Source organism: Sphaerotilus sp. (assembly GCF_034519685.1).
GTDB lineage: Bacteria > Pseudomonadota > Gammaproteobacteria > Burkholderiales > Burkholderiaceae_C > Sphaerotilus.
On the sequence record NZ_JAXHOF010000006.1, the window covers coordinates 499,506 to 523,413 of the forward strand.

22 protein-coding genes are annotated in these 23,908 nt (G+C 64.6%); 13 read left to right on the top strand and 9 right to left on the bottom strand.

Going from position 1 to position 23,908, the window contains the following annotated elements:
* On the top strand, positions 1-630 hold the full coding sequence (locus U5O44_RS13500) for a DUF4276 family protein (RefSeq protein WP_322588979.1): 630 nt from the start codon (positions 1-3) through the stop codon (positions 628-630).
* A 6-nt stretch (positions 631-636) separates the two neighbouring features.
* Here the strand turns inward: U5O44_RS13500 and U5O44_RS13505 are convergent, their stop codons facing one another.
* Genes U5O44_RS13505 through U5O44_RS13515 form a run of 3 tightly spaced genes read right to left on the bottom strand, consistent with a single transcriptional unit; the run spans position 637 to position 2,384 of the window.
* Positions 637-1,875 (bottom strand): NAD(P)/FAD-dependent oxidoreductase, encoded by a 1,239-nt coding sequence (locus tag U5O44_RS13505; RefSeq protein WP_322588980.1) that lies wholly within the window; start codon positions 1,873-1,875, stop codon positions 637-639.
* 47 nt (positions 1,876-1,922) lie between these two features.
* Positions 1,923-2,192 (bottom strand): hypothetical protein, encoded by a 270-nt coding sequence (locus U5O44_RS13510; protein ID WP_322588981.1) that lies wholly within the window; start codon positions 2,190-2,192, stop codon positions 1,923-1,925.
* Positions 2,193-2,201: 9 nt separating this feature from the next.
* Positions 2,202-2,384, bottom strand: a complete 183-nt coding sequence (locus U5O44_RS13515; protein ID WP_322588982.1) for a hypothetical protein — start codon at positions 2,382-2,384, stop codon at positions 2,202-2,204.
* Positions 2,385-3,006: 622 nt separating this feature from the next.
* Between U5O44_RS13515 and yhhA the strand changes: the two genes are divergently transcribed.
* The 5 genes from yhhA (at position 3,007) to U5O44_RS13535 (ending at position 6,913) form a co-directional block, all read left to right on the top strand.
* Positions 3,007-3,117: a YhhA family cyclophane-containing RiPP gene (gene yhhA, locus U5O44_RS23050; RefSeq protein ID WP_416222214.1), complete on the top strand. Its 111-nt coding sequence runs from the start codon at positions 3,007-3,009 to the stop codon at positions 3,115-3,117.
* Between the two features lie 206 nt (positions 3,118-3,323).
* A complete protein-coding gene (locus U5O44_RS13520) occupies positions 3,324-4,337 on the top strand; it encodes an IS701 family transposase (RefSeq protein ID WP_322586630.1) in 1,014 nt (337 codons plus the stop codon).
* A gap of 59 nt (positions 4,338-4,396) precedes the next feature.
* Entirely contained in the window at positions 4,397-5,497 is a 1,101-nt protein-coding gene (gene yhhB / locus U5O44_RS13525) for a cyclophane-forming radical SAM/SPASM peptide maturase YhhB (RefSeq protein ID WP_322588983.1), read from the top strand.
* A 62-nt stretch (positions 5,498-5,559) separates the two neighbouring features.
* Entirely contained in the window at positions 5,560-6,069 is a 510-nt protein-coding gene (gene yhhC / locus U5O44_RS13530) for a cyclophane-containing peptide 2OG-Fe(II) oxygenase YhhC (RefSeq protein WP_322588984.1), read from the top strand.
* Positions 6,005-6,913: an aKG-HExxH-type peptide beta-hydroxylase gene (locus U5O44_RS13535; protein WP_322588985.1), complete on the top strand. Its 909-nt coding sequence runs from the start codon at positions 6,005-6,007 to the stop codon at positions 6,911-6,913. Before yhhC ends, U5O44_RS13535 begins: the two co-directional genes overlap by 65 nt.
* A gap of 252 nt (positions 6,914-7,165) precedes the next feature.
* On the opposite strand, the gene U5O44_RS13540 is transcribed toward U5O44_RS13535, so the two are convergent.
* The 5 genes from U5O44_RS13540 to thiD form a co-directional block, all read right to left on the bottom strand.
* Entirely contained in the window at positions 7,166-7,603 is a 438-nt protein-coding gene (locus U5O44_RS13540; RefSeq protein WP_322588986.1) for a type II toxin-antitoxin system VapC family toxin, read from the bottom strand.
* The gene (locus U5O44_RS13545; protein ID WP_322588987.1) at positions 7,590-7,877 is read right to left on the bottom strand and encodes an AbrB/MazE/SpoVT family DNA-binding domain-containing protein; all 288 of its coding nucleotides are present in this window, start codon (positions 7,875-7,877) and stop codon (positions 7,590-7,592) included. Before U5O44_RS13545 ends, U5O44_RS13540 begins: the two co-directional genes overlap by 14 nt.
* Positions 7,878-7,971: 94 nt before the next feature.
* Complete coding sequence (locus U5O44_RS13550; RefSeq protein ID WP_322588988.1) at positions 7,972-8,856, bottom strand: D-hexose-6-phosphate mutarotase; 885 nt, start codon at positions 8,854-8,856, stop codon at positions 7,972-7,974.
* A 17-nt stretch (positions 8,857-8,873) separates the two neighbouring features.
* Positions 8,874-10,166, bottom strand: coding sequence for a glutamate-1-semialdehyde 2,1-aminomutase (gene hemL / locus U5O44_RS13555; protein ID WP_322588989.1), 1,293 nt, complete (start codon positions 10,164-10,166; stop codon positions 8,874-8,876).
* A 35-nt stretch (positions 10,167-10,201) separates the two neighbouring features.
* Positions 10,202-11,140 carry a bifunctional hydroxymethylpyrimidine kinase/phosphomethylpyrimidine kinase gene (gene thiD, locus U5O44_RS13560; protein ID WP_322588990.1) on the bottom strand — a complete coding sequence of 313 codons (939 nt, stop codon included), beginning with the start codon at positions 11,138-11,140 and terminating at the stop codon, positions 10,202-10,204.
* Between the two features lie 147 nt (positions 11,141-11,287).
* Here thiD and U5O44_RS13565 point away from each other — a divergent pair, with 147 nt between their 5' ends.
* From U5O44_RS13565 to U5O44_RS13595, 7 genes are all read left to right on the top strand, one after another.
* Positions 11,288-11,440 carry a rubredoxin gene (locus U5O44_RS13565; protein WP_322590489.1) on the top strand — a complete coding sequence of 51 codons (153 nt, stop codon included), beginning with the start codon at positions 11,288-11,290 and terminating at the stop codon, positions 11,438-11,440.
* Positions 11,441-11,469: 29 nt separating this feature from the next.
* Positions 11,470-11,886, top strand: a complete 417-nt coding sequence (locus U5O44_RS13570; RefSeq protein WP_416222175.1) for a response regulator — start codon at positions 11,470-11,472, stop codon at positions 11,884-11,886.
* A 65-nt stretch (positions 11,887-11,951) separates the two neighbouring features.
* Complete coding sequence (locus U5O44_RS13575; protein WP_293995097.1) at positions 11,952-12,317, top strand: response regulator; 366 nt, start codon at positions 11,952-11,954, stop codon at positions 12,315-12,317.
* 33 nt (positions 12,318-12,350) lie between these two features.
* On the top strand, positions 12,351-12,881 hold the full coding sequence (locus U5O44_RS13580) for a chemotaxis protein CheW (RefSeq protein WP_322588991.1): 531 nt from the start codon (positions 12,351-12,353) through the stop codon (positions 12,879-12,881).
* 22 nt (positions 12,882-12,903) lie between these two features.
* On the top strand, positions 12,904-15,243 hold the full coding sequence (locus U5O44_RS13585) for a methyl-accepting chemotaxis protein (RefSeq protein WP_322590491.1): 2,340 nt from the start codon (positions 12,904-12,906) through the stop codon (positions 15,241-15,243).
* 5 nt (positions 15,244-15,248) lie between these two features.
* Positions 15,249-21,320: a hybrid sensor histidine kinase/response regulator gene (locus tag U5O44_RS13590; RefSeq protein ID WP_322588992.1), complete on the top strand. Its 6,072-nt coding sequence runs from the start codon at positions 15,249-15,251 to the stop codon at positions 21,318-21,320.
* The gene (locus tag U5O44_RS13595) at positions 21,317-22,390 is read left to right on the top strand and encodes a GGDEF domain-containing protein (RefSeq protein ID WP_322588993.1); all 1,074 of its coding nucleotides are present in this window, start codon (positions 21,317-21,319) and stop codon (positions 22,388-22,390) included. Before U5O44_RS13590 ends, U5O44_RS13595 begins: the two co-directional genes overlap by 4 nt.
* 30 nt (positions 22,391-22,420) lie before the next feature.
* Here U5O44_RS13595 and U5O44_RS13600 read toward each other — a convergent pair whose 3' ends face one another.
* On the bottom strand, positions 22,421-23,905 hold the full coding sequence (locus tag U5O44_RS13600; RefSeq protein ID WP_322588994.1) for a cryptochrome/photolyase family protein: 1,485 nt from the start codon (positions 23,903-23,905) through the stop codon (positions 22,421-22,423).
* Between the last annotated feature and the right edge of the window lie 3 nt (positions 23,906-23,908).

Genomic DNA, 23,908 nt, shown 5'->3' on the forward strand with positions numbered 1-23,908 from the left:
ATGCCGGCCGCCAACCATCTGGTGTTTTTGGCGGAAGAGCCGTCCATGGAGGCCTTCCTGCATGCGCTCCTGCCGCGCGTGCTGCCAGCGGGCCGTACGTTCGAAGTTCACCCCTTTCAAGGCAAGGACGACCTCATGTCCAAGCTGGAGGCCCGGTTACGTGCTTACGCGCAGTGGCTGCCAGAAGATTGGCGGGTGCTGGTCATCGTGGACCGAGATGATGAAGACTGCAGGGCCTTGAAGGTCAGGCTGGAAACCATCAGCGCTCGGGCCGGCTTGGTGACGCGTACCCAGGCCAGGTCCGCCGGCCGGAGTGATTGGCAGTTGGTCAACCGCATTGCGGTCGAGGAACTGGAAGCCTGGTACTTTGGCGATTGGTCGGCCGTGCAGGCGGCCTACCCCAGGCTACCGGACGGCATTCCCAAGAGTCGCGGCTTTCGCGATCCCGATGCCATCGCTGGCGGGACATGGGAGGCCTTCGAGCGCGTGCTGCAGCGCCACGGCTATTTCAGTGCAGGGTTGGCCAAGATCCAGGCTGCGCGTGCGATCGGTCGGTACATCGATCCGGCCAGCAGCCGGTCCGCGAGCTTTCTGGCGCTGTATGAAGCACTGAAAGATGCGATGGGGTGACGGCGATCAGCCGAACCGCCCCGGCCCATACGCCGCAGCATCAATCCACGTCCGCTCCCCCGCCACCATCTCCGCCACCAGCCGCCCCGCCACCGGCCCCAGCGTGAACCCCTGGTGCGCATGCCCGAAGTTGAACCACAGCCCCGGATGCCGAGGCGCCGGCCCCATCACCGGCAGCATGTCTGACGTGCAGGGCCGCACGCCCAGCCACGGCGCGCTGTCCACGGGTTCGCCCAGGTCCACCCACTCGCGGGCGAGGGCTTCTGCCTTGGCGAGTTGCACCGGCGTGGCGGGCGCGTCGATCGGCGCGAACTCGGCCCCGGTGGTGAGCCGCAGCCCTTGCTCCATCGGCGCCAGCACATAGCCCCGCTCGGCGTCGAGCAGCGGTTGGCGCAGCGTGACCGGGGCGCGGTAGTGCTGGTGGTAGCCGCGCTTGAGGAACAGCGGGAACCGGTAGCCCAGCGTGCGGATCAGCCCGTCCGACCACGGCCCGAGCGCGAGGACGACTTGCGCGGCCTCCACGCGGCCCGCGTCAGTCTGCACCGTCCAGCCCGCACCCGCGCGTTGCAAGGTGGCCGCGTCGCCGGTCAACACCCGCCCGCCGCGGGCGACGAACAGCGCCGCATAGCGTTGCACCAGCGCGCCGGGGTTGCGCACCGCCCAGGGATCGAGCCAATGCACGGCCCCCGCCAGCGTCTGGCGCAGCGCGGGTTCCGCCTTGGCCAGCGCCGCGCCGTCCTCGATCCGGTGTCGCACGCCGAAGCCGCTTTCCAGCGCCTGTGCCCGCCGAGCGGCATCATCGAAGGCTTGCGCCGTGCGGAACCCGAAGCGGAAGCCATCGCGCACCACCAGATCCTCCGCCCCGGCCGCGGCGATCAGCGGCGCGTGTTCGGTGATGGCGTGGGCGATCAGGCGGCTGTAGTGCTGCGTCGCCACGGCGTGGGCCTGCGGGTGGGAGTTCCGGAAATACCGCAGCAGCGGCCCCGCCATCTGCCACAGGCCGCGCGCATGCCAATGCACCTCGGCCCCACGCCCGAGCGCGGCGTTCAGCACAAACCCGGCGTCACGCGGAAACGCATAAGGCTCGACCGCCTCGCGCTGGATCAGCCCGGCGTTGCCGTAGGAGGTTTCCTGCCCCGGTGCGCGGCGGTCCACCAGCGCCACGTCGAAGCCGCGCTGCTGCAGGTGCAGCGCGGTGCAGGTGCCGACCATGCCGGCGCCGAGGATGAGGATCGGTGCGCCCATGTCAGACCGCTGGGTGGGTCGCCAGCGCCGTGGTGTTCCAGTCCATGTCAAGGCTCCACGGGGCGGAAGGATTGCAGGAGCTGCGCGAGCACCTGCAGTTGGGGCGGGATGGCGGGCGCAGGCGAGAACGGGGCGGCCATTCCCATGCCGCGCAGCGCTGACTGCACGAACTGCACGAACTGCACGCGGGCCGCCGACGTGGGGCCGTGGCACATCTCGGGGAAGGACTCGGCCATGCGCTGCTCCAGCGCGGTCGAGAGCTGGTGGCGGCGGTCGAGGCTGACGGCCAGCGCCTGGGGGTTTTCACGTGCGGCCAAGTACACCGACTAGGCCACGGCGAAGCGGGGCTGGCCGTAGAGCCGGCGCCAGGCGTGCTGCACGAAATGCTCGGCCCACTGCGGCAGCGGGCAGTGGGCGGGAGGCCAGAAGTCGCCCGCCCCTTCGAGCTGGTCCAGCAGGCGGGTGACCACCTCCAGCATCAGCGCCGCCTTGGAGGCGGAGCATGTCAAGGTAGTTGCCATATGAATGATGCCGCGACTTGGCTTATTTCGCCGCCGCAGTGTCGATGGCCAGTGCTTTCAAGGTTTATGAACATACAGCCATCTAAGTGATTGATTTCATTGCAAATTTTCAAGCAATCCCCCGTGGGCATGACTCATTGTTACAAATCAATCGCTGATAACTAGTTGATTTCATTGATGTTTTTTGACCACCTTGAAAGCACTAGTGTCGATGGCTGGAGTCACATTCGCTTTTCGGTAGTTGCTGCGCTGCTTTTGCAGCAACAGGCCATCAGACATTATCGTGAATATTTCACATATGTGCCATCCATGAGGCAAGACCACGAACATCGTTGGCACTGGCTGACGACGAGCAAGTGATGCTTTACGATCACTCACCCTAAGTTGTTGATTTATAAGAATTTTTCTGCCGCAATGCGGGTATTAAGACAACGCTTGCGCGCTGTAAGCTATTGATTCATAAAGGTTTATAGGGACTTGCTTTCACTCACTCTATCTTTCACAATGGAAGTGGAAATTTTTCCATTTCAGCAGGAGTAATTTAATGTCGTATGATGATTTGAATTGGCCAGTTCCGAGTGAGCCCGAGCAGAGCAGCATCGAAGTTGACATGTCGCGGCTGTCAAGTGCTGCCCTGTCGCGCCTAATAGATGAAGTAAAAAATGATGAGATGTCCGGTACGCATGCGTATGACCGGGCACACAATCGCCACAATCGCTGAACGAGTATTTGGCGTGCAGATCGATACCGTTTTGGTTAGGACTTACGCAAAAGAAACTTTCAAACTCAACTGAGTTTTGAGTGCCATATTCTGATCCATGGATTGATCCGGCACCCGATGTGCACTGAAATATCTTGTTTCAACTGGCTGTTCGGATTCATTAAATATGCCTACAATTGGCTTGCCTCAACTCAACAGGAGCCATGATGAAGCCGACAAGACGCGACTACTGTCAGTTTCTGATCTCCACCCAGACCAACTATACCCAAACCTACTTCGCCGACCATCACCCGCATTTCTCGCATGACGCCATCAACCGTTACCTGCAAGACGAAAACATAACGCCTGCCATCGTCTGGGAGCAGGTGGAGAAATCCATCGAACCTGATCCGAACGCTTTCTTGCTGTTCGACGACAGCGTCTCGGACAAGAACCACTCCCATGCGATCGAGCTGGTGCGGCGGCAGTACAGCGGCAATGCCCATGGCCTGATCAAGGGCATCGGTGTGGTCAACTGCTTGTACGTCAACCCCCGCAGCGGTCGCTACTGGATCATCGACTGGCGAGTGTTCGCCCCGCAGGTGGACCACAAGACCAAGCTCCAGCACGTCCAGGAGATGTTCGACGAGGCCATGACGGGCAAGAAGCTGCCATTCCGCGTGGTGCTGATGGACTCCTGGTACGCCACCAAGGAGCTGATGGTGCACATCCATCGTGCGGGCAAGATCTTCTACTGCCCGCTCAAGAGCAATCGCCTGGTCGATGACAGTCAGGCGCAGGCGCCCTATCAGGCCGTCAGTGAGTTGCAGTGGAGCGACCAAGGCGCCGCGCACGGCAAGCTCGTCAAGGTGAACAAGTTTCCAGGCAGCCTCAAGGTCAAGCTGTTTCGGGTGGCGACGGGAAACGGTCGCACGGAATGGGTGGTGACCAATGATCTGGAACAGACTTCGGTGGACGACACGCGAGAGATCTGCGCGATCAGGTGGAAGATCGAGCAGTATCACCGGGAGGTCAAGCAGGTGCTGGGCATGGAGAAATGCCAGTGTCGATCTGCCAGGGCGCAGAGGAATCACATTGCCTGTGTCATCTTGGCGTGGAACCATCTGTCCGCGCTGGCCAGAGACATGAGGACGAATATCTACAGCATCAAGAAGGCGATGATGTCGAATTACATGCGGCAGGAAATAGCTCGACCGTCAGTGCCGATGGCGTACATTTGAGATGGCTACAAAAGTCCAAGCTCTGTGCTAACTGAGTTCAACTTGCGTAAGTCCTATTGGTGAAAGTTGCAAGTCGTTGCAACATCAATTGTTCCTATTGTTATGTATACAACATGGGAGATGATGGGTGGCGCGACATGCCAACGCTCATTTCCCGCGACACAGCTTCCGCTCTCGCGCGAGCACTCGGGCAACTCTCTACAGATCAAGTTAAACCATTCGCCACAGTTTTTCATGGCGGGGAGCCACTGATGCTGGGTGAACGCCGACTTGAATTTATTCTCAAGTCGCTACGTTCAGTGCTGCCGCAGAGTCATGTTTTATGTATGCAAACAAATGGAATGTTGTTAACCAATAATATTCTCGATCTGTGCGCCAGTTACAGAATGTCGATTTCTATTAGCCTCGATGGCCCTAAAAAAATAAACGATCGCTTCCGTATTGATAAAAAAGGTGAGGGAACGCATGATAAAGTTATATCGGGAATAAAAAAGCTTCGTGAGCACAAGGCATCAGAATTTTTATATTCTGGCCTCTTGTCGGTAATTGATCCGACCTCCGATCCTCTAGAAAGCTACAATTATTTTAAGAGCTTAGAAGCGCCCTCGGTTGATTTTTTATATCGTGATGGGAATTATGTAAAATTACCATTTGGGAAAAATTCTATAGACTCCGTCGAATATGGAAATTGGTTATGTAAATTGTTGGATACTTACTTAGAGGATAAAGACCCACCAAAAATAAGATTTCTAGATGACATCATAAAACTTCGCCTTGGCGGTCGAGGGGCAAAAGAAGGTCTAGGTCAATCTGATTACGGTATTGCAATAATCGAAACCGATGGAAGTGTTGCGAAAAATGATACTTTAAAAAGTGCATTTGGCGGCGCAGATAGATTTGAAAGCAGATGGTCTATTCACAAAGATCGATTACTTGATGTGTTTCGTACAGACGAGTTTAAGGCTTATCACGAGCTTCAGCGGACCACATCACAAACGTGTCTCGGCTGTGAATTTTTCAAAATTTGTGGCGGTGGTATGCCACTTCATCGATGGAAAGATACTACGGAATATGATAATCCTTCTGTTTACTGTGCTGATCAAAAAAAATTAATAAAGCACGTTGAATTCTACCTCAAAAAAGAAAGGCTAATAAATTGATACTAAACACATTACCAAATACGTTTCGCGCTGATCCATTTCCTCATGTCTGCGCAACTCAGGTGTTTGATTATGGAGATAGTCTAAAAATTCTAAGCTGGCTTGAAAAGGATGCTCCATGGGAGTTGAAAATTGCTGAGTTTTATGAACAATATGAATTTAGTTTTAATCAATTAAAATTACCCTGCGATATTGAGAAAATATTCAATAGTAAATCGTTGATAAATTTACGAGAGCAACTTGAGTGCACATTCAAAACAAATCTATCAAACAAAATAGATATAACGGCACATAAGCTTGTAAAAGGACAAAGAATTCGCATACACAATGATTTTATTCCAAACGAAGAAACTCACAGGGTTTTAATTCAATTAAACAGGAAATGGGATGTTGAGAATGGCGGCGTATTAATGATATTTGGTAGCAAAAATACTGAAGATTTGAGAAATATATACAATCCGACTCACAATACTTCGGTTGCTTTCGAGATATCTCCGTTATCATATCATGCTGTGTCGCCAATTAATTTTGGCGATCGCTATACCTTGGTGCTGTCATTTTATGGTAAATAATATTAGTCTTTCTTTGACTGAAGAGATATTAAATTTCCTGAATATTGATTGCCAAAATTTATGGTTTCCGGGTATGGCTGAAGTTATTGATCAACACGCTGTATCTCTTGGATGGATAAGGGTACAAGATTATTCAACATCAGAATTCATTACTGATGGAAAGGAATGCCCAATTATTTTATCTACCGTGCTCGCATCAAATGGCGGCTTGATGAGTATTCGCATCGAACACATGACAAGTTCATTGCAGGATAAATTTCTTGCTAACGGGATAAGGTTTTTAACTCCATCGGACATAAATACATATCAATCAATAAAAATCATACAAGATAGTTTGAATTTTATAAATTCAAATCCAACACTCGCAAGAACGATAAAAATATTATCGAAAACAACTCATTTTATTAAATCAGAAAATTCAGCTTATGATCTAAGTTATAGTGATCCTAAAATTCCATTTAGTATTTTTGTTTCTATGGCCTCATATTGCTCTGATGGGGCGTTGAGACTGTCGGAGTCAATTATACATGAGTCAATGCATGTTCAGTTATCACTTATAGAGAGGTGCATTGATTTGGTTGAATCGTCGAAAAATAAATACTACTCCCCATGGAAAAAAGAGATGCGTCCGGCATCTGGAATTTTGCATGCCGTATATGTTTTTTCGGTTATATGGCAGTGGCTTGAAAATTTACCAAAAACTCCCGCAAATGAGATATATGTTAACAATAGACGCACTCAAATTAAATTTGAATTAAGTCAAATAGATGTTAATTCTTGTTCGCAAGATTTGACATCTATGGGGCAGAGAATTTTATTTCTCGCAATAAATTCCCTTAAATAAATTAAAGTTATTCTTAGTCTTGAACGGTATGCCCTCCGTAAAAGCAGGCTCAAAGCCTGCGCTGCTGCCGTAACCTGTTACGCCGCCACAGCCCCGGAAGCATAGTTTTTCACTTCGATTTTGTGCGTGAAAAATTTACGACTTGCCGCGCAGTCTGGTCAGTGCGACAGACAGCCACCCGCCGATCAGCAGCTTCGGCGAAGGCAGGAGACCCGTCCCGATCAGGTCAGCTCTGCGTCGTCGCGCAGTGCGTCACGGCGCAATGACTTCCAGCCGACCAAAGTAGTTTCTGTACGGCCTTGGATCTCGCGTGAGCACGCTCAGGTTCGAGACCGCGGCGTGAGCGCCAATGAAGAAGTCCGGTAGCGGCTTGTGCTTCGCGCCACCGCGCCGTCGATACAGACCGTAAGCCGCGGCAGTGAGAGATGCGGATGCCCACGGCAGCGGCGAGCGCAGCGTGTCGTAGACATCCAGCAGCGCGTCCAAGGCGCCAACATCAGGCCCCGGAATCAGCAGTTCGGTGTAGACAATGAGGTTGATGTGCAGTGGAGCGCGTTCGCTGCAGGCTTGCAGTTGCTCCAGCGCCCAGTCATGCCAAGGACTTGTCTCATCAATGCAGTCCACCCAGATATTCGTATCGACGAGCGTGCCAGCGGTGCCGTCGTAGTGGGACAGGCTAGCGGTTGCCACGACGCTTGGGGCCTTGGGACGGCTCGTCTCCACGGATGAAGCGCATGATCTCCTCGGCGCCAAGCTGCTGGAACTCGGCGCTGAAGCTTTCCCGGACGCGGGCTGCCGCAGTGCGAAGCTCGGCGCGGCGGTCGTTCTTGACGCTGGTGCCGACCGGCGTGATGACGATCCTGCTGCCTTCCAGGCTGAAGGTGACTTCACTGCCGGGTGTCACCCCAGCCGCCAGCCGGATGTGTTTGGGGATCGTGACCTGTCCCTTTTCGGTGACGAGCATGCTGCCTCGCAGGTAGGAATTCGGAGTAGGAATCCTACTGCCGATGCGGGCTGCAGGCAACGGGCGTTCGTGCCGTCGTGGTCGAGCTTCATGCTCAGTCCGCGATCACCAGCGTCTGCATCGCCACCCACTCCTGCCCACCGGCCAGCCGCACCCGCTCGCCGATCTGCGCCGCCTCGACGCACAGCATCTGCAGCCAGTCGTCATCGGGCATGTCCGGCAGCGCGGCGCATTTCTCCGGCCCCGGGTTCCACACCACCACGTCGTCGAACGCATGCGACTGGATCAGCAGCCGTCGCCCCGCTTCGCGCAGCGTCAGCTCCTTCGGCGCGTTCCAGTAGATGCGGTCGATTTCCTGCGCGATGGTGACGACGTCGATCCACTGCTGGCGCGGCTGGTCGAGCACGGCGTCGTGGTAGTTCTGGTCGATCAGGCCTTCGAGCTGCGCCCGGCGCACGTCGCCGCAGCCGAGGTAGGTGTGCAGCGCGGCCTGGAACTCGAAGGGGCTGTCGCCCGTGTTGAGCACGGCCAGTTCCATCTCCAGCCGGCGGTCATCGACGCTGACGGTCAGCTCCAGCGTGAAGGCGTGCGGCCAGATCGCCCGCGTGGCCTCGTCGACGCTGAGCGTCAGCACGGCGAAGGCGTGTTCGCCGCGCACTTCCGTCGCCTGCACCTGCCACGCCCGGTTGCGGGCGAAGCCGTGCTTGGGCAGCGGGCCTTGCTGGTTGAACTGCGGAAAGATCACTGGCACGCCGCCGCGCACCGCCGCACCGTCGCCGTACTTCGTCTCGGGCGAGAGGTAGAGCTGTTCCTCCTGGCCAGCCGGGATCCACGACACGACGTGCGCGCCGTGCAGCAGGATGGTGGCCTGCGCGCCGTTGGGCGAGCGCAGGTGGACGGCTGGCTGGCCCTCGAACACGAGCGGCCCGGTAGGGTGGAGGGCGCGGGGCTGCGGCGATGGCTGCTGCGGGTCGGACATGGCGGGTGTTCCTTCGCTCACAGGCTGCGCAGCACGTCGGCGGCGACGGCGACCGTTTCGGCGATGTCGGCGTCGGTGTGCGCGGCGCTGACGAAGCCAGCTTCATACAGCGCGGGCGCCAGGTACACACCGCGGTCGAGCAGGCCGTGGAAGAAGCGGTTGAAGCGCGGCTGGTCGGTGGTCATCACCGTGGTGTAGTTCTGCGGCAGCTCCGGCATGAAGAAGAAGCCGAACATGCCGCCCTGGCTGTCGACCGAGAACGGCACGCCGGCCGCGTCCGCCGCGCCCTTCAGGCCATCCACGAGCGCGCGGGTCTTGCGCGACAGGTCGTCGAAGAAGCCGGGCTTGCGGATCTCGCGCAGCGTGGCCAGACCGCAGGCGGTGGCGACCGGGTTGCCGCTGAGCGTGCCGGCCTGGTAGACGGTGCCGAGCGGGGCGAGGTGTTCCATGATCCGGCGCGAGCTGGCGAACGCGGCCAGCGGCATGCCGCCGCCGATGACCTTGCCGAACACGCTGATGTCGGGCGCGAAGCTGGGGATGGCGTCGGCGTACAGGCTCTGCGCGCTGCCGAGGGCGACGCGAAAGCCCGTCATCACCTCGTCGAAGACGAACAGCGCGCCGTGCTGGTCGCACAGTTCGCGGATGCGCTTCACGAACGGCACCTGCGCGCGCACGAAGTTCATGTTGCCGGCGATCGGCTCGATCATCACGCAGGCGAGTTCGGGGCCGTGCAGCCGGAAGGCTTCTTCGAGCTGGTCGAGGTTGTTGTATTCGAGGACCAGCGTGTGCTGCACGACTTCCGGCGGCACGCCGGCGGAGGTCGGGTTGCCGAAGGTCGCCAGACCCGAGCCGGCCTTGACCAGCAGCGCGTCGGCGTGGCCGTGGTAGCAGCCTTCGAACTTGATGAACTTCGAGCGGCCGGTGGCGCCACGGGCCAGGCGGATCGCGGTCATCGCGGCCTCGGTGCCGGAGCTGACGAGGCGGATCTGCTCGCAGCTCGGCACCAGCGACAGGATCTCCTCGGCGAGTTCGACCTCGCGCTCGGTCGGGGCGCCGAAGCTGAAACCTTCGGTGGCCGCCTGCTGGACGGCCGAGAGCACGGCGGGGTGGCCGTGGCCGAGGATCATCGGGCCCCAGGAGCCGATGTAGTCGATGAAGCGCTTGCCTTCGGCATCCCACATGTAAGGGCCCTGGGCGCGGGCGATGAAGCGGGGCGTGCCGCCGACGGCGCGGAAAGCGCGCACGGGGGAATTCACGCCGCCCGGAATCACCTTCCGGGCACGTTCGAACAACTGGTCGTTGGTGGTCATCGGTCTCGCGCCGGGCGGACCGGCGCCGGGTTGGGTCAGTGGATGCTGCGCGGCTTGGTGGGCGAGTCGATGTCGGCCGTCATCGCGTCGATGATGTCCTCGTCGCCTTCGCCGTCCTCGTCTTCCGGGGGCGTGGCCCAGAAGAAGCGGTCGGGCACGACGTTGCCCATGCCAGGGCGGAAGCCCGAGTCGAGCGACTGGTCCAGGAAGGCCAGCGCCTCGGAGACGGCGATGTGCAGCTCCTGCCCGGTGGCCAGCAGCGCAGCGATCGAGGCCGACAGCGTGTCGCCGGCGCCGATGAACGTGGTCTCGAAGCGCTCGAACTTCTCGCCGGTGATGGCGCCCTGCGGCGAGGACAGCACGTTGTCGACCTGGTTGTTGGGCAGCTGCAGGCCGGTGACGAGCACGTACTGCGTGGCGTGCTTGCCGGCGGCGATGGCGAGTTCGCGGGCCGATGGCGGACGCTCGGAGTCCCAGTCGGGCAGCAGGAAGTCGGTGAGGGTCTTCTGGTTGCCGATCAGCACCAGCGTCTGCGGCAGCACGAGTTCGCGCAGCGCGTCGTGGTAGGCGGTGGCCTCGTCCTCGTCGTCCATCCAGGACAGCGTGGGCAGGTAGGTCACCAGCGGCACGTCCGGGTAGTCGGACAGGATCTCGGCTACGGCGCCGACGTTCTCGGCGTTACCGAGGAAGCCGACCTTCCAGGCCGAGATGGTCACGTCTTCCAGCACGCTGCGGGCCTGCTCGACGACGGTCTCGGGGTCGAGCGCGGTGTGCTCGAAGATCTCGGCCGTGTCGCGCATGACGATGGTGGAGATCACGGGCAGTGCGTGTGCCCCCATGGCGGCGATGGTGGCGATGTCGCCGGCGACACCGCCAGCGCCGGTGGCGTCACTGGCATTGAAGCTCATCACGCAAGCCGGGGCCGGCAGGTCCTGGGGGTCGTCGCTGACGATTTCGGTTGCGTTGGGGTTCATCCGGGAGGGCCGAGGGACTCTGGCCGTTTTCTGAGAATAGTTGTGAAGGGGTCCGTCTGTTCTCGCCGGGCAGGCGGGGCCAGTGGCTACAATCTTTGTCCATTGTAGACAAGCTGAACACACGCCGTGAGCCCTTCGAAAACCTGGATGTGTCTGATCTGTGGGTGGATCTATGACGAAGCGACCGGTGACCCGGAACATGGCATCGCACCGGGCACCGCCTGGGCGGACGTGCCGATGAACTGGGTCTGCCCGGAATGCGCTGCCCGCAAGGAAGATTTCGAGATGGTCCGGATCTGACCTGACCCGCCAACCCAGCGAGCCCAGTCGTGGAACACCTGCCTGACACCCCCACTTCCGAACGCACGCGCTCGGTCACGCGTGTGCTGGTGATCGACGACAGCAACACCATCCGCCGCAGCGCCGAGATCTTCCTGAAGCAGGGCGGCTGCGAGGTCGTGCTCGCCGAGGATGGCTTCGACGCGCTGGCCAAGGTCAGCGACCACCGGCCGGACCTGATCTTCTGCGACATCCTGATGCCGCGGCTTGATGGCTACCAGACCTGCGCCATCATCAAGCGCAATCCCGAATTCGCCAACGTGCCGGTGATCATGCTGTCGTCCAAGGACGGGCTGTTCGACAAGGCGCGCGGGCGCATGGTGGGATCGGAAGACTACCTGACCAAGCCCTTCACCAAGGACCAGTTGCTCCAGGCGGTGCGCTTGCACTGTCGGGTGGTGTCCTGATGCGCCATGCCCGGACCGGCGTCTGCTGTGTCCGGCCCTGACGCCTGCGCCCGCAAGACGACGCCATGCCGATACACAACATCCTGTTGGTGGACGATTCCCGGACCGAACTGCATGTCCTCACCGACCTGCTGGTGCGCCAGGGTTTCCGTGTGCGCACGGCTGAAAACGGCGACGAAGCCCTGCGCCGGATCGCGGAGGAAAAGCCGGACCTGATCCTGATGGACGTGGTGATGCCGGGCCAGAACGGCTTCCAGCTCACCCGCACCATCACCCGGGATCCGCGCTATGCCGATGTGCCCGTGATCATGTGCACCAGCAAGAGCCAGGAGACCGACAAGGTCTGGGGCATGCGCCAGGGCGCGCGCGACTACGTGGTCAAGCCGGTCAATCCGGACGAGCTGGTCCAGAAGATCCGGGCCTTCGGCTGAACCGCATTCACATCAGGACCATCGGGAGCCCTCATGGCCAACAAGGAAGCGCTGAGGGAACTGCAGGGTCGGCTGGCCGAACGTCTGCAGGAAGTCCACAGCATCGAGCACACCGTGGGCTGGCTGGCCGTCGAATGCGCCGGGCATGCCTTCCTGTTTCCGCTGGCCGAGGCCGGCGAGATCTTCCAGCCGGGGGCGCTGCTGAGCGTGCCCCATACCGAGTCCTGGTTTCTCGGGGTGGCCAATCTGCGCGGAGCCCTGACGGGGGTGGTCGACCTGGCCGGCTTTCTCGGACTGCGCGACCGTATTCCGACAGCCGTGCGCGAGCAGGCGCGGGTCGTGGCCTTCAATCCGGCGCTGGAGCTGAATGCCGCATTGCTGATCGACAAGCTGGCCGGGCTGCGCCACGCGGACCAGATGACCCCGGTGGCGCCGGACGACCAGCCGCAACCGGCGTTCGCCGGCGGGCGCTGGCTGGATGTGTCCGGGCGGCTCTGGCAGGAGCTGCGCCTGTCGATGCTGCCGCGCGACGAGCGTTTCCTGCGCATCATCGGTGCGGAATGACAGCGTGAAAGACGAGGCGGGCATGGGGTTCATGGACAAGCTCAAGGGCAAGCATCGGCGGCACGGCGGGCCGGAGGCGCCTCTGCCCGACGACGAGTCCTATGCAGGCCCCTACACCGTGGGCGGTGAGGAGCGGGACGAGCTGCTGGACACGGTCCAGGACGCCTCGCTGAACACCACGATCTCGGTGGCCGAGGGCTCGATCATCAGCGAGGCCTCGCCGTCGAGCCTGCAGATGCCGCATGCAGGCCGCTCCGCAGCGTCGGCGACCACGCCGCGCCGCGCGCTGCTGGGCGCACGCATGCGGCTGCCGCTGATCGGACGCTGGTCCTCGGACCGGCAGCAGCGCCTGCTGGGCGGGATGCTGGCGCTGGGCGGTCTCGGGCTGGTGCTGGCGTCGGTGATGGCCGTGCGCACGGCAGGCGGCAGTTCGGCCCAGATCGGCGCGACCGGGCAGGCGCTCATGCAGTCGCAGCGGCTGGCCAAGGCGGTGCTGCAGGCGCTGGCCGGCCAGCCGCAAGCCTTCGCGGAAGTGCGTGAATCGACGGCGGTGCTGGCCGCCAGTGTGCGCGGCCTGCAGAGCGGACGGGCCGACAGCGGTCTGCAGCCGGTGTCGCTCACCGCCCGTGGCCTGATCGATCCGCTGATGGCCGTGGTCGACAAGACCGAGAAGAACGCGGGCACCGTGCTGGCGCAGGAGCAGCTGCTGACCCAGGTCAGCGCCGCGCTGAAGGCGATCAACCGCCAGTCGGGCGAGCTGCTGGAGGCGACCGAGGCCATCGCCGCCGCCAAGGTGCAGCAGGACGCGCTGCCGACCGAGGTGTCCGCCGCGGGCCGGCTGGTGATGCTGACGCAGCGCATCGGCAAGTCCGCCAACGAGTCGCTCACTGTCGAAGGGGTGTCGCCCGAGGCGCTGTTCCTGCTGGGCAAGGACTTGAACACCTTCCGCGACGTGGCCCGTGGACTGCTGGACGGCAACCCCGATCTGCGCCTGACCGCCACCAAGGATCCGCAGGTGCGCGCCCGCCTGGAGGCGCTGCTGAAGCTGCACGAGGCGCTGCGCCAGCACGCCGGTGCCATCCTCGGCAACCTGCAGGGGCTGGTCTCGGCCCGCGAGGCACAGACGGCGATCATCACGGACACCGAAGTGCTGCGCCAGGGCCTGACGCAGGTGCAGACCAGCGTGTCCTCGGTGGGCGGCATCGGCTGGGCCAATGTCGGGCTGCTGGGGCTGTCGCTGCTGCTGTGTCTGCTGGGTGGGCTGGGGCTGCTGCTGGTGTTCACGGCGGACCAGCGCCAGCGGGCCTCGGTGTCCGATGTGCAGCGTCTCGAAGCCGAACGCCAGGAGCGCGAGGCCAAGCGCGTCAACGACGCCAACCAGGCGGCGATCCTGCGGCTGATGAACGAGCTGCAGACGGTGGCCGAAGGTGACCTGACGCAGCAGGCGACCGTGACCGAGGACATCACCGGCGCGATTGCCGACTCGGTCAACTACACCGTGGAGGAACTGCGCTCGCTGGTGTCGCAGGTCCAGGGCACGGTGGCGCGGGTGACCGACACCACGCAGCAGGTCGAGGCCACCTCCACCGAGCTGCTGGCCGCCTCCGACGAGCAGCTGCGCGAGATCCGCGAGACCGGCGAGGCGGTGCTGCAGATGGCCGGCCGCATCCAGCGCGTCTCCGGTCAGGCGCAGCAGTCGGCCGACGTGGCGCGGCATTCGCTGTCGGCGGCGACCTCGGGCCTGACCGCAGTGCTCGACACCATCGGCGGCATGAACACCATCCGCGAGCAGATCCAGGAGACCTCCAAGCGCATCAAGCGGCTGGGCGAGTCTTCGCAGGAGATCGGCGAGATCACCGAGCTGATCTCCGACATCACCGAGCAGACCAACGTGCTGGCGCTGAACGCAGCGATCCAGGCGGCGTCGGCCGGTGAGGCGGGGCGCGGCTTTTCGGTCGTGGCCGAGGAGGTGCAGCGGCTGGCCGAGCGCTCGGGCGACGCCACACGCCAGATTGCCGTGCTGGTCAAGACCATCCAGACCGACACCGCCGATGCGGTGGTGGCGATGGAGCGCTCGACCCAAGGGGTGGTCGAGGGCGCCAAGCTGTCGGACAACGCCGGCACCGCGCTGACCGAGATCGACCGCGTCTCGCGCCAGCTGGCCGAGCTGATCGAGGCCATCTCGTCGCAGGCCCGCCAGGAAGCCGAGAACGCCACGGTCGTGGCGCAGAATATCCAGCACATCTTCGCCGTCACCGAGCAGACCGGCGAGGGCACCCGCTCCACCGCGCAGCTGGTGCGCCAGTTGTCCCGCACGGCCGAGGAATTGCGGCAGTCGGTGGCGCGTTTCAAGATCAGTTGATGCCGATGGACCCGCACCACACCGCTCCGACCGATGACCTCAGCGCCCTGGCCTGGGTGCTCGAAGAACTGCGCAAGACGCTGGAGGCTGCGAACAAGTCCTTGCGGCGCTATCTGCGCGAGGTCGGCGCGGCCGAGGGCTCGGACCTGGACGACGTCGAGCCGGCCATCCTGCGCACCGCCCGCCAGCAGATCCACCAGGGCGTCGGCGCACTGGAGCTGGTCAACCTGCCCGAAGGTGCGCTGCTGCTGCGCTCGGCCGAACAGCTGGTGCAGCGCTTCGTGGCCAAGCCGCAGCGGCTGGATGCCGCAGGGGTGGATGCCGTCGAGAAGGCCGCGCTGGCGCTGCTCGACTATCTCGGCCAGAAGCTGGCGGGCAAGCCGGTGCAGGCGGTCGGCCTGTTCGCGCAGTGGCGTGTGCTGCTGGAGCTGAACGGCGCGGAGCGCATCCACCCGGCCGATCTCTGGACACATGACTGGCGCCTGCGCGAGGTGCCGGATGCCTCGGGCGGTCTGGCGCACCGGGCCGACGCGGCGATGCTCGCCAGTGTCGAGCGCGCGCTGCTGGGATTGATGCGGCAGAACACGCCCGCCGCCGCCGCTGCGCTGGCACGGGACGGCGCCAGCCTCGCGCTCGCCGCGCAGACGACCGAAGAGGCGACCGTCTGGCGACTGGCCGCGGCGTTCTTCCAGGCCTGGTCGCTCGGATTGCTGGCGCCGGACATGTTCGCCAAGCGGACGGCCTCCCGCGTCATGGCGCAGCTGCGCAGCCGGGTGCGCGGCGAGGAGGGTTTCTCGGAGCGCCTGGCGCAGGATCTGCTGTTCTTCTGCGCCCGTGCCTGGCCCGCGGCGGGGCAGTCGGCGCCGATGCTGAGCGCCGTGCAGACCGCCTACCACCTGCCGCGGCTGGTCCCGGTCGACTATGCCGTGCCGGTCTACGGCCTCAGCGATCCGGCCCAGATCCAGCAGACCCGCAAGCGGGTCAAGTCGGCCAAGGAGGCCTGGGGCCTGGTGTCCTCGCCCGAGGCCTTTCGGGATCCGCAGCGCGGCGTGCCGTTGCTCGATGTGTTCACGCTGCTCGGGGAATCGATCAGCCGGCTCTATGACGATGGCGGCCAGCTCGCCCGCGCGCTGGTGGCGGCGGCCACGTCGGTCGTGCGCAGCAGCCGCCCGCCCGGCCCGGAGCTGGGCATGGAGGTCGCCACCAGCCTGCTCTATCTGGAAGCGGCGCTGGACGAGGTGGACGTCGACCGCACCGGTCACGCCGACCATGCCGGCCGGCTGGCCGAGCGCATCGAGCGGGTCACCGCGGGTCAGCGTTCGCAGCCGCTGGAGCCGTGGATGGAGGCGCTCTACCGCCGCGTCAGCGAGCGCCTGACCCTCGGCAGCGTGGTGCAGGAGCTGCGCGCGACGCTGGGCGAGATCGAGCAGCAGATCGACCAGTTCTTCCGCAGCCCGCAGGAAAGCGGTCTGCTGGCCGGTGTGCCGGGGCTGCTCGGGTCGATGCGGGGCGTGCTGTCGGTGCTGGGCATCGACGCGGCGATCCAGACGCTGCACTGCATGCGCGAGGATGTCGAGTACCTGCTCCACAGCGAACACCAGCCGCAGGATCCGCGCACCCTGAGTGCCTTCCAGCGGCTGGCGGCCAACCTGGGCGCGCTCGGCTTCCTGATCGACATGCTGCATGTGCAGCCGGTGGTCGCGAAGTCGCTGTTCCATTTCGATCCGCTGCTGGGCGTGCTGTCGCCGGTGATGGGCCGCTCGGCGGTCACGGCCGACGTGATCCACCGGGCCGAGGCCATCGCCGAGGCTTTGCAGCACGCCGGCATGTCGCGCGAAGACGTGGTGGCCGAGCTGCAGGCCCTGCAGGACGATGCCCAGGTCACCGCACTGCCGGCCCTCTCCGCGCACGTCAGTGCCGCGCGCCACGCGCTGGACCGCGACGCAGACCCGGCCGAGGTGCGGCAGGAACTGCAGGACTTCGTCGCCACGGCCACCGCGCCGCTGGGGCTGGATCCGCTGGGCCCGCCCTTGACGTCACGGCCCCCGGCGCCCCGGCCGCTCGACCTGCCGCAGTTCCAGCCCACCGGGCTGGAAGACGACGACGAGATGCGCGGGGTCTTCCTCGACGAAGCCCGCGAGGTGATCGAGGAAGGCCAGGCGGCGCTCGACGCGCTGGCCCTGACGCCCGGCAACCTGCCGCTGCTCACCCACCTGCGCCGCGCCTTCCACACGCTCAAGGGCAGCGCGCGCATGGTCGGCTTCAATGCCTTCGGCGAAGCCGCGTGGTCGTGCGAGCAGCTCTACAACCACTGGCTGGCCGAACAGACGCCCGCCAGTCCCGAACTGCGCACCTTCACGGGGGATGCGCTGCGCTATTTCGAGGCCTGGACCGGGGCCATCGCCGCGCGCGATGCCGAAGCCTTCCTGCCCGAGCCTGTGATGGCCGGTGCCGAGGCGCTGCGCCATGCGGGCGAGCTGATGCGGGTGTGCCTGCCAGGTTTCGCGATGCCGCCTGCGCCGTCGCCGACCGGTTCCCGCGTCGGGGGCTCGTCAGACGATGCGCAGGAACATGTCGACCTGGAGGTGCTCTTCGGCGAACCGGCCCGGCCGCTCATGGAGCCGCTGCAGGCCACCCGGCCGATGGAGCTGGGGGACGCGATGTGGCGTGCGCCGATGCCGGCCCAGCCCCAGCCACCGGCAGAACCCTCGATGCTCATCGACCTGCCGCTGGACTTCAGCGCACCGGCCGTCGATGTGTCCTTCGACGATTTCGAGCTGCCCGACGGCCCGGTGGAGCGCATCGAGGTGGGCTCGTCCGGCCTGGACGACGAGCGCCACAGCTGGCGCGCGCCGCTGGAGACCACCACCTCCTCGGCCCATGCCACCCTCGGCGGCCCCTTGCCCGAGGCGGATCTGGTGCCACCCGCCGAGCCGCCGCAGGACATCGAGCCTCTCGATCTCGAGGTAGGCGAGCCCTCTGCACCTGCCGCCGCCCCCGTGTCCGCCCCTGGGCTGGCCAACGTGATCGACCTGGACGGCGTGCGCGCCCAGATCGCCACCGAGGTGCTGCGCGCTGCCCAGCCCGACCGCCAGGGCGACGACGACCAGATCAAGGTCATCGGCCCGCTGCGGCTGCAGATTCCGCTGTTCAACATCTACCTCAACGAGGCCGACGAGGTCTCGCGCCGGCTGGGCACCGAGCTGACGCTGTGGGCCATGGAGCTGCCGCGCCCGCTCGGCGAAGAGGCCAGCGCGCTGGCGCACACGCTGGCCGGCAACTCGGCGACCGTCGGTTTCACCGAGCTGGCGCAGCTGGCGCGTGCCCTGGAGCACGCGCTGAACCAGGTGCTGGCACTGCAGGCCACCGAGTCGATCGACCCGGCCGAGGCCGAGCTGTTTGTCATGGTCGGCGACGACATCCGTCGCCTGCTGCACCAGTTTGCCGCCGGGTTCCTGCAGACGGCCTCGCCGCTGATCGGTGAGCGGCTGCAGGCCTGGAGCCAGTCCGTCCAGCCGCGTCTGTCCGGGGCGGCGGTGGTGTCCGCGCCGGCGTCGACCGCCGTGCCCGTGTCTGCGCCGGTGTCCGCCCCGGCGCCCGCACCGGTGTCCGCACCAGCACCCCTGGCCGCGCCCCCGGTCGCTGCCGTGATCGACCACGAGTTCGATGCCGACATCGACCAGATCGACCAGGTCGATGCCGACCTGTTCCCGATCTTTTCCGAAGAAGCGCAGGAGCTGCTGCCCCGACTGGAGGCGCAGGTCTCCGCCTGGCTGCAGGCGCCGACGCACGCCGGGGCCTCGACCGCGTGCATGCGCACCCTCCATACCTTCAAGGGCAGCGCCCGTCTGGCCGGGGCCATGCGGCTGGGCGAGCTGGCGCACCGCTTCGAGTCGGCGATCGAGTCGCTGCTGGTCGGGGGGGGCCCGGTGTCTGCTGCCGGGCTGGCGCTGCTGGCCCAGCGTGTGGATGCGCTGGTCGCGGCCTTCGAGGCACTGCGCGAACGCCAGTCGACGCCCGCGTCGACGATGGTCGCCGCTCCGTGGGCGCAGACCACGCTCGCGCCGCCGCGTCCGCTGTCCGAAGAGCTGCACCAGCCGGTACCGTCCCTGGCCGGTGCGGCGGCCCGAGCGGCCACCGCCGCGCCAGTGCCGCTGCCCGCCGATGCGGTCGGCACGATCGACTGGTCCCGCTTTCTCGCGCCGGCGGACAGCTCGCCCGCCGCGCCGGCCGAGCGGGTCGTGCTCAATCCGCAGCCGGTGCGCGTGCGGGCGGCCTTGCTGGACCGGCTGGTCAACCTGGCCGGCGAGGTCAGCATCACCCGCTCTCGGCTGGATGCTGAAGTCGGCCACATCCGCAGCTCGCTGGGCGACCTGACCGACAACCTGGAGCGTCTGAGTCGCCAGCTGCACGACGTGACGCTGCAGGCCGACACGCAGCTCGAATCGCGCCGCGAGGCCGCCCGCGCGGCGGCGCAGGAGTTCGACTCGCTCGAACTCGACCGCTACACCCGGCTGCAGGAGCTGACGCGGATGATGGCCGAGTCGGTCAACGATGTGGCCACCGTGCGCAGCGCCCTGCAACGCACGCTGCAGACCGCCGAAGACGAACTCGCCGTCCAGGCCCGCCTGACCCGCGAACTGCAGGGCGACCTGCTGCGCACGCGCATGGTCGAGTTCGAGAGCCTGTCCGAGCGCCTCTACCGCGTCGTGCGGCTGGCGGCCAAGGAGGTCGGCAAGCAGGTGCGCTTCGACATCGTCGGCGGCGGGGTCGAGGTCGACCGCGGCGTGCTGGACCGCATGACCGCCGCGTTCGAGCACCTGCTGCGCAACGGGGTGACCCACGGCATCGAGTCGCCCGAGCAGCGTGTCGCCGCCGGCAAGGACCCCGTGGGCAGCATCACGATGTCCCTGGTGCAGGAGGGCAACGAGGTCTGCGTCGAGCTGCGCGACGATGGCGCCGGGCTGGACCTGGGGCGCATCCACGCCCGTGCGGTGGCGATGGGCCTGGTGCAGGCCGACACCGCGGTGTCCGACACGGTGCTGACCGACCTGATCTTCGCGCCGGGTCTGTCCACTGCGACCGTGCTGACCGAAGTGGCCGGGCGCGGCGTGGGCATGGACGTGGTCAAGTCCGATGTGCAGTCGCTGGGCGGCCGGATCGAGATCCGCTCCGAAGCCAGCCGGGGCACCTGCTTCAAGCTGGTGCTGCCACTGACGACGGTGGTGACGCAGGTGGTGATCCTGCGTGCCGGCACCCGCTCGATCGCCGTGCCGTCCAACCTGATCGAGCTGGTGCAGCGCACGCCGGTCGAGCGGGTGGCGCAGGCCTACCACGAGGGCCAGTACACCTACGCCGGCCAGACCCTGCCGTTCTACTGGCTTGGTGCGCTGCTCGACAGTCCGGGCCGCAGCCTGGAGATGAGCGGGCGGACCCTGCCGGTGGTGATCGTGCGGTCGGCGCAGCAGCGGGTGGCGCTGCATGTGGACGACGTGCTCGGCAACCATGAAGTGGTGGTGAAGAACCTGGGGGCGCAGCTGGCGCGGGTGCCGGGGCTGGCGGGCATGACGCTGCTGGCCTCCGGCGTCGTGGCGCTGATCTACAACCCGGTCGCGCTGGCGGCGGTCTACGGCGTGCAGGCGCAGCGGCTGATGCAGGTCACCGCACTCACCGGGCCGGACGACGCGCCGCCAGTCGAGCTGGTCAAGCCGGCGCCGCTGGTGCTGGTGGTGGACGATTCGCTGACCGTGCGGCGCATCACCAAGCGCCTGCTGGAGCGCGAAGGCTACCGGGTCGCGCTGGCCAAGGACGGCCTGGAGGCCCTCGATCTGCTGGCCGGCGAGCGGCCGGTGGTCGTGCTCTCGGACATCGAGATGCCGCGCATGGACGGCTTCGACCTGCTGCGCAACATCCGCAGCGACACGCGCCTGGCGGGCCTGCCGGTGGTGATGATCACCTCGCGCATCGCCAGCAAGCACCGGGATCTGGCGCTCGAACTCGGCGCCCGCCATTACCTGGGCAAGCCCTACAGCGAAGACGAGCTGCTGCGCCTGATCGCGTCGCACGCCAGCCCATGAGCAGTGCTGCCGCCTCCGACGTGCTCGGCGCCGTGCTGGCGATGGCCTGCAGCCGCGAGCGGGCCGAAGTCGATGCGCTGATGCTGACGGCACTGGTGGCGCGCACTGGTGCGCTGCGGGCCCGGCTCTGGCGCGTGAAGGGTGCGGGTGGCCGGCGTCACTGGATCCTGTGTGGTGAGCAGCAGCAGGGTCAGGCCACCGTTGTGCCGGTCGAGCGCCTGGGCGAAGCCGCCCGCACGCTCGTGCCCTGGGTGGAGCGGCCTGACCTGGTGCGCTGTGCCGAAGCGGCCGCCGTGCTGGCGACCGCCCGCACCGAGACGCCGGGCTGGCACACCGGCCTGCCGCTGACCGCGGAGGCCGGTGGCCCGCTGGACGGACTGGTCGAGCTGGACACCCTGGAGCTGCTGGACGGGGCGGTGCTCGCCGACGCGGAGCGCCTGCTGCTGGGCCACCGCCATGTGCTCGGCCTGCTCGACTACAGCGAGCGCGACACGCTGACCCAGCTGCTCAACCGCAAGCGCTTCGACACCGCCTTCATGCAGGCCACGGTGGCCGAGGCCCGCCGCATCTACGGCCAGCCCGAGGAAGAGCTGCCACCGCAGGAGCGCCGCGCCGTTCCGCGCCAGCACTGGCTCGGCGTGATCGACATCGACCATTTCAAGCTCGTCAACGACCGCTTCGGCCACACCGTCGGCGACGAGGTGCTGGCCATGGTGGCGCGCACGATGACCTCGGTCTTCCGCTTCGATGACCAGCTGTACCGTTTCGGGGGGGAAGAGTTCGTCGTGCTGCTGACCGCCCATGACGAGGCCGGCGCCCGCAAGGCCTTCGAGCGTTTCCGCCTGGCCATCGAGACCTGCGAGTTTCCGGCGATCCGCCATGTCACGGTCAGCATCGGGTTCAGCGATGTCCGTCCGGGTGACACGCCGCAGGCCTGCTTCGACCGCGCCGACAAGGCCGTCTACCACGGCAAGACCCACGGCCGGAACCAGACCCAGTCCCACGAGGAACTGGTGGCCCATGGCCTGATCGAGGACACGAGCCACTGCGGCGAGATCGAGCTGTTCTGAGCCAGCGCGGGCAGGCCCAGGCCCAGGTGTTCAGCGGGCTTTCTTGATGGCGTCGAAGCGCGCCAGCGTGGTCGCCCGCGCTTCCTCGTGCACGACCACGGGTGCCGGGTAGGTCTTGCCCAGTTCCACCCCCGCCGCCAGCCGCTCCATCGGCTTGGCTTCCCACGGCGCGTGGATCTCGTCGTCGTTCAGCCCCGCGATCTCCGGCACATAGCGCCGGATGAAGCGCCCGGCCGGGTCGAACTTCCGGCTCTGCGTCATCGGGTTGAAGATGCGGAAATACGGCTGCGCGTCGCAGCCGGTCGAGGCCGCCCATTGCCAGCCGCCGTTGTTGGCGGCGAGGTCGAAGTCGTTGAGGTGCAGCGCGAAATGCGCTTCGCCGCGTCGCCAGTCGATCCCGAGGTGCTTGGTGAGGAAACTCGCCGCCACCATGCGCAGCCGGTTGTGCATGTAGCCGGTCTGGTGGAGCTGGCGCATCGCGGCGTCGACGATCGGATACCCTGTGCGGCCTTCGCACCAGGCGGTGAACAGCGTGTCAGCGTGCTTGCCGTGCTCCCATTTCACCGCGTCGTAGTCGGGCTTGAAGCAGTGGCCGACCACGCGCGGGTGGTGGTGCAGGATCTGGACATAGAAGTCGCGCCAGATCAGCTCGGACAGCCAGACCTCGGCGCCACGCGAGCCGCCAACCATGCGTTCATGCGCCAGCCGGGCGAGCTGGCGGATCGACACGGTGCCGAAGCGCAGGTGCACGCTCAGGTAGCTCGGACCTTTGACGGCGGGGAAATTGCGTGTGTCCTCGTACTGGTCGATGCGCTCCAGGAAGTCGAGCAGCAGGTGCGCGCCGCCGCTGGCGCCGGGGTGCAGCCGGGTGGCCATGTCGGTGGGCAGGAAATCCAGATCCGACAGGCGGGGCGGTCCGCCCCGGTCGAGTGCCGCGGGCGGTGCGGCCAGCGCGTGCGCGTGGCGCTCGACCGGATAGGCCTTCAGGTAGAAGGGATCCAGCTTCTTCAGCCAGGCGTTCTTGTAGGGCGTGAAGACCGAGAACGGCGTGCCGCCAGCTGTCATCACCTCGTCGTGTTCGAAGATGACCTGGTCCTTCCAGCTCAGGAAGGAGATGCCGGCCTCCGCCAGCGCGCCGCGCACCCGGGCATCGCGTGTGACCGCGGCCGGTTCGTAGTCACGGCTGACATGCACCGCCTGCACATGCAGTGTTCGCGCCAGCGCCGGGATCTCGCTGCGCGGATCGCCGTGGCGCACCAGCAGGCCGCCGCCGCGCTCGCGCAGCAGCCGGTCGAGTTCGACCACGCTGTGCCAGATGAACTCGACGCGGCGGTCTGCGCGGGGCAGGGCGTCGAGGATCGTGGTGTCGAAGACGAAGACGCACCAGACCTGGCGTGCGTGGCGCAGGGCGCGGTGCAGCGCGGCATGGTCATCCAGGCGCAGGTCACGGCGGAACCAGACCAGGGCGCGGTCGACAGGGTCCAGGCGGGGTGGGGGCGGGAGCGGGCTGTGCATGCT

Bases quoted from the DNA above. Each gene is read 5' to 3' on its own strand.
- U5O44_RS13500 (WP_322588979.1), top strand. From the start codon at position 1: ATGCCGGCCGCCAACCATCTGGTGTTTTTGGCGGAAGAGCCGTCCATG.
- U5O44_RS13505 (WP_322588980.1), bottom strand. From the start codon at position 1,875: ATGGGCGCACCGATCCTCATCCTCGGCGCCGGCATGGTCGGCACCTGC.
- yhhA (WP_416222214.1), top strand. From the start codon at position 3,007: ATGTCGCGGCTGTCAAGTGCTGCCCTGTCGCGCCTAATAGATGAAGTA.
- U5O44_RS13520 (WP_322586630.1), top strand. From the start codon at position 3,324: ATGAAGCCGACAAGACGCGACTACTGTCAGTTTCTGATCTCCACCCAG.
- U5O44_RS13535 (WP_322588985.1), top strand. From the start codon at position 6,005: ATGCTGTGTCGCCAATTAATTTTGGCGATCGCTATACCTTGGTGCTGT.
- U5O44_RS13545 (WP_322588987.1), bottom strand. From the start codon at position 7,877: ATGCTCGTCACCGAAAAGGGACAGGTCACGATCCCCAAACACATCCGG.
- U5O44_RS13550 (WP_322588988.1), bottom strand. From the start codon at position 8,856: ATGTCCGACCCGCAGCAGCCATCGCCGCAGCCCCGCGCCCTCCACCCT.
- hemL (WP_322588989.1), bottom strand. From the start codon at position 10,166: ATGACCACCAACGACCAGTTGTTCGAACGTGCCCGGAAGGTGATTCCG.
- thiD (WP_322588990.1), bottom strand. From the start codon at position 11,140: ATGAACCCCAACGCAACCGAAATCGTCAGCGACGACCCCCAGGACCTG.
- U5O44_RS13565 (WP_322590489.1), top strand. From the start codon at position 11,288: ATGTGTCTGATCTGTGGGTGGATCTATGACGAAGCGACCGGTGACCCG.
- U5O44_RS13575 (WP_293995097.1), top strand. From the start codon at position 11,952: ATGCCGATACACAACATCCTGTTGGTGGACGATTCCCGGACCGAACTG.
- U5O44_RS13580 (WP_322588991.1), top strand. From the start codon at position 12,351: ATGGCCAACAAGGAAGCGCTGAGGGAACTGCAGGGTCGGCTGGCCGAA.
- U5O44_RS13585 (WP_322590491.1), top strand. From the start codon at position 12,904: ATGGGGTTCATGGACAAGCTCAAGGGCAAGCATCGGCGGCACGGCGGG.
- U5O44_RS13590 (WP_322588992.1), top strand. From the start codon at position 15,249: ATGGACCCGCACCACACCGCTCCGACCGATGACCTCAGCGCCCTGGCC.
- U5O44_RS13595 (WP_322588993.1), top strand. From the start codon at position 21,317: ATGAGCAGTGCTGCCGCCTCCGACGTGCTCGGCGCCGTGCTGGCGATG.
- U5O44_RS13600 (WP_322588994.1), bottom strand. From the start codon at position 23,905: ATGCACAGCCCGCTCCCGCCCCCACCCCGCCTGGACCCTGTCGACCGC.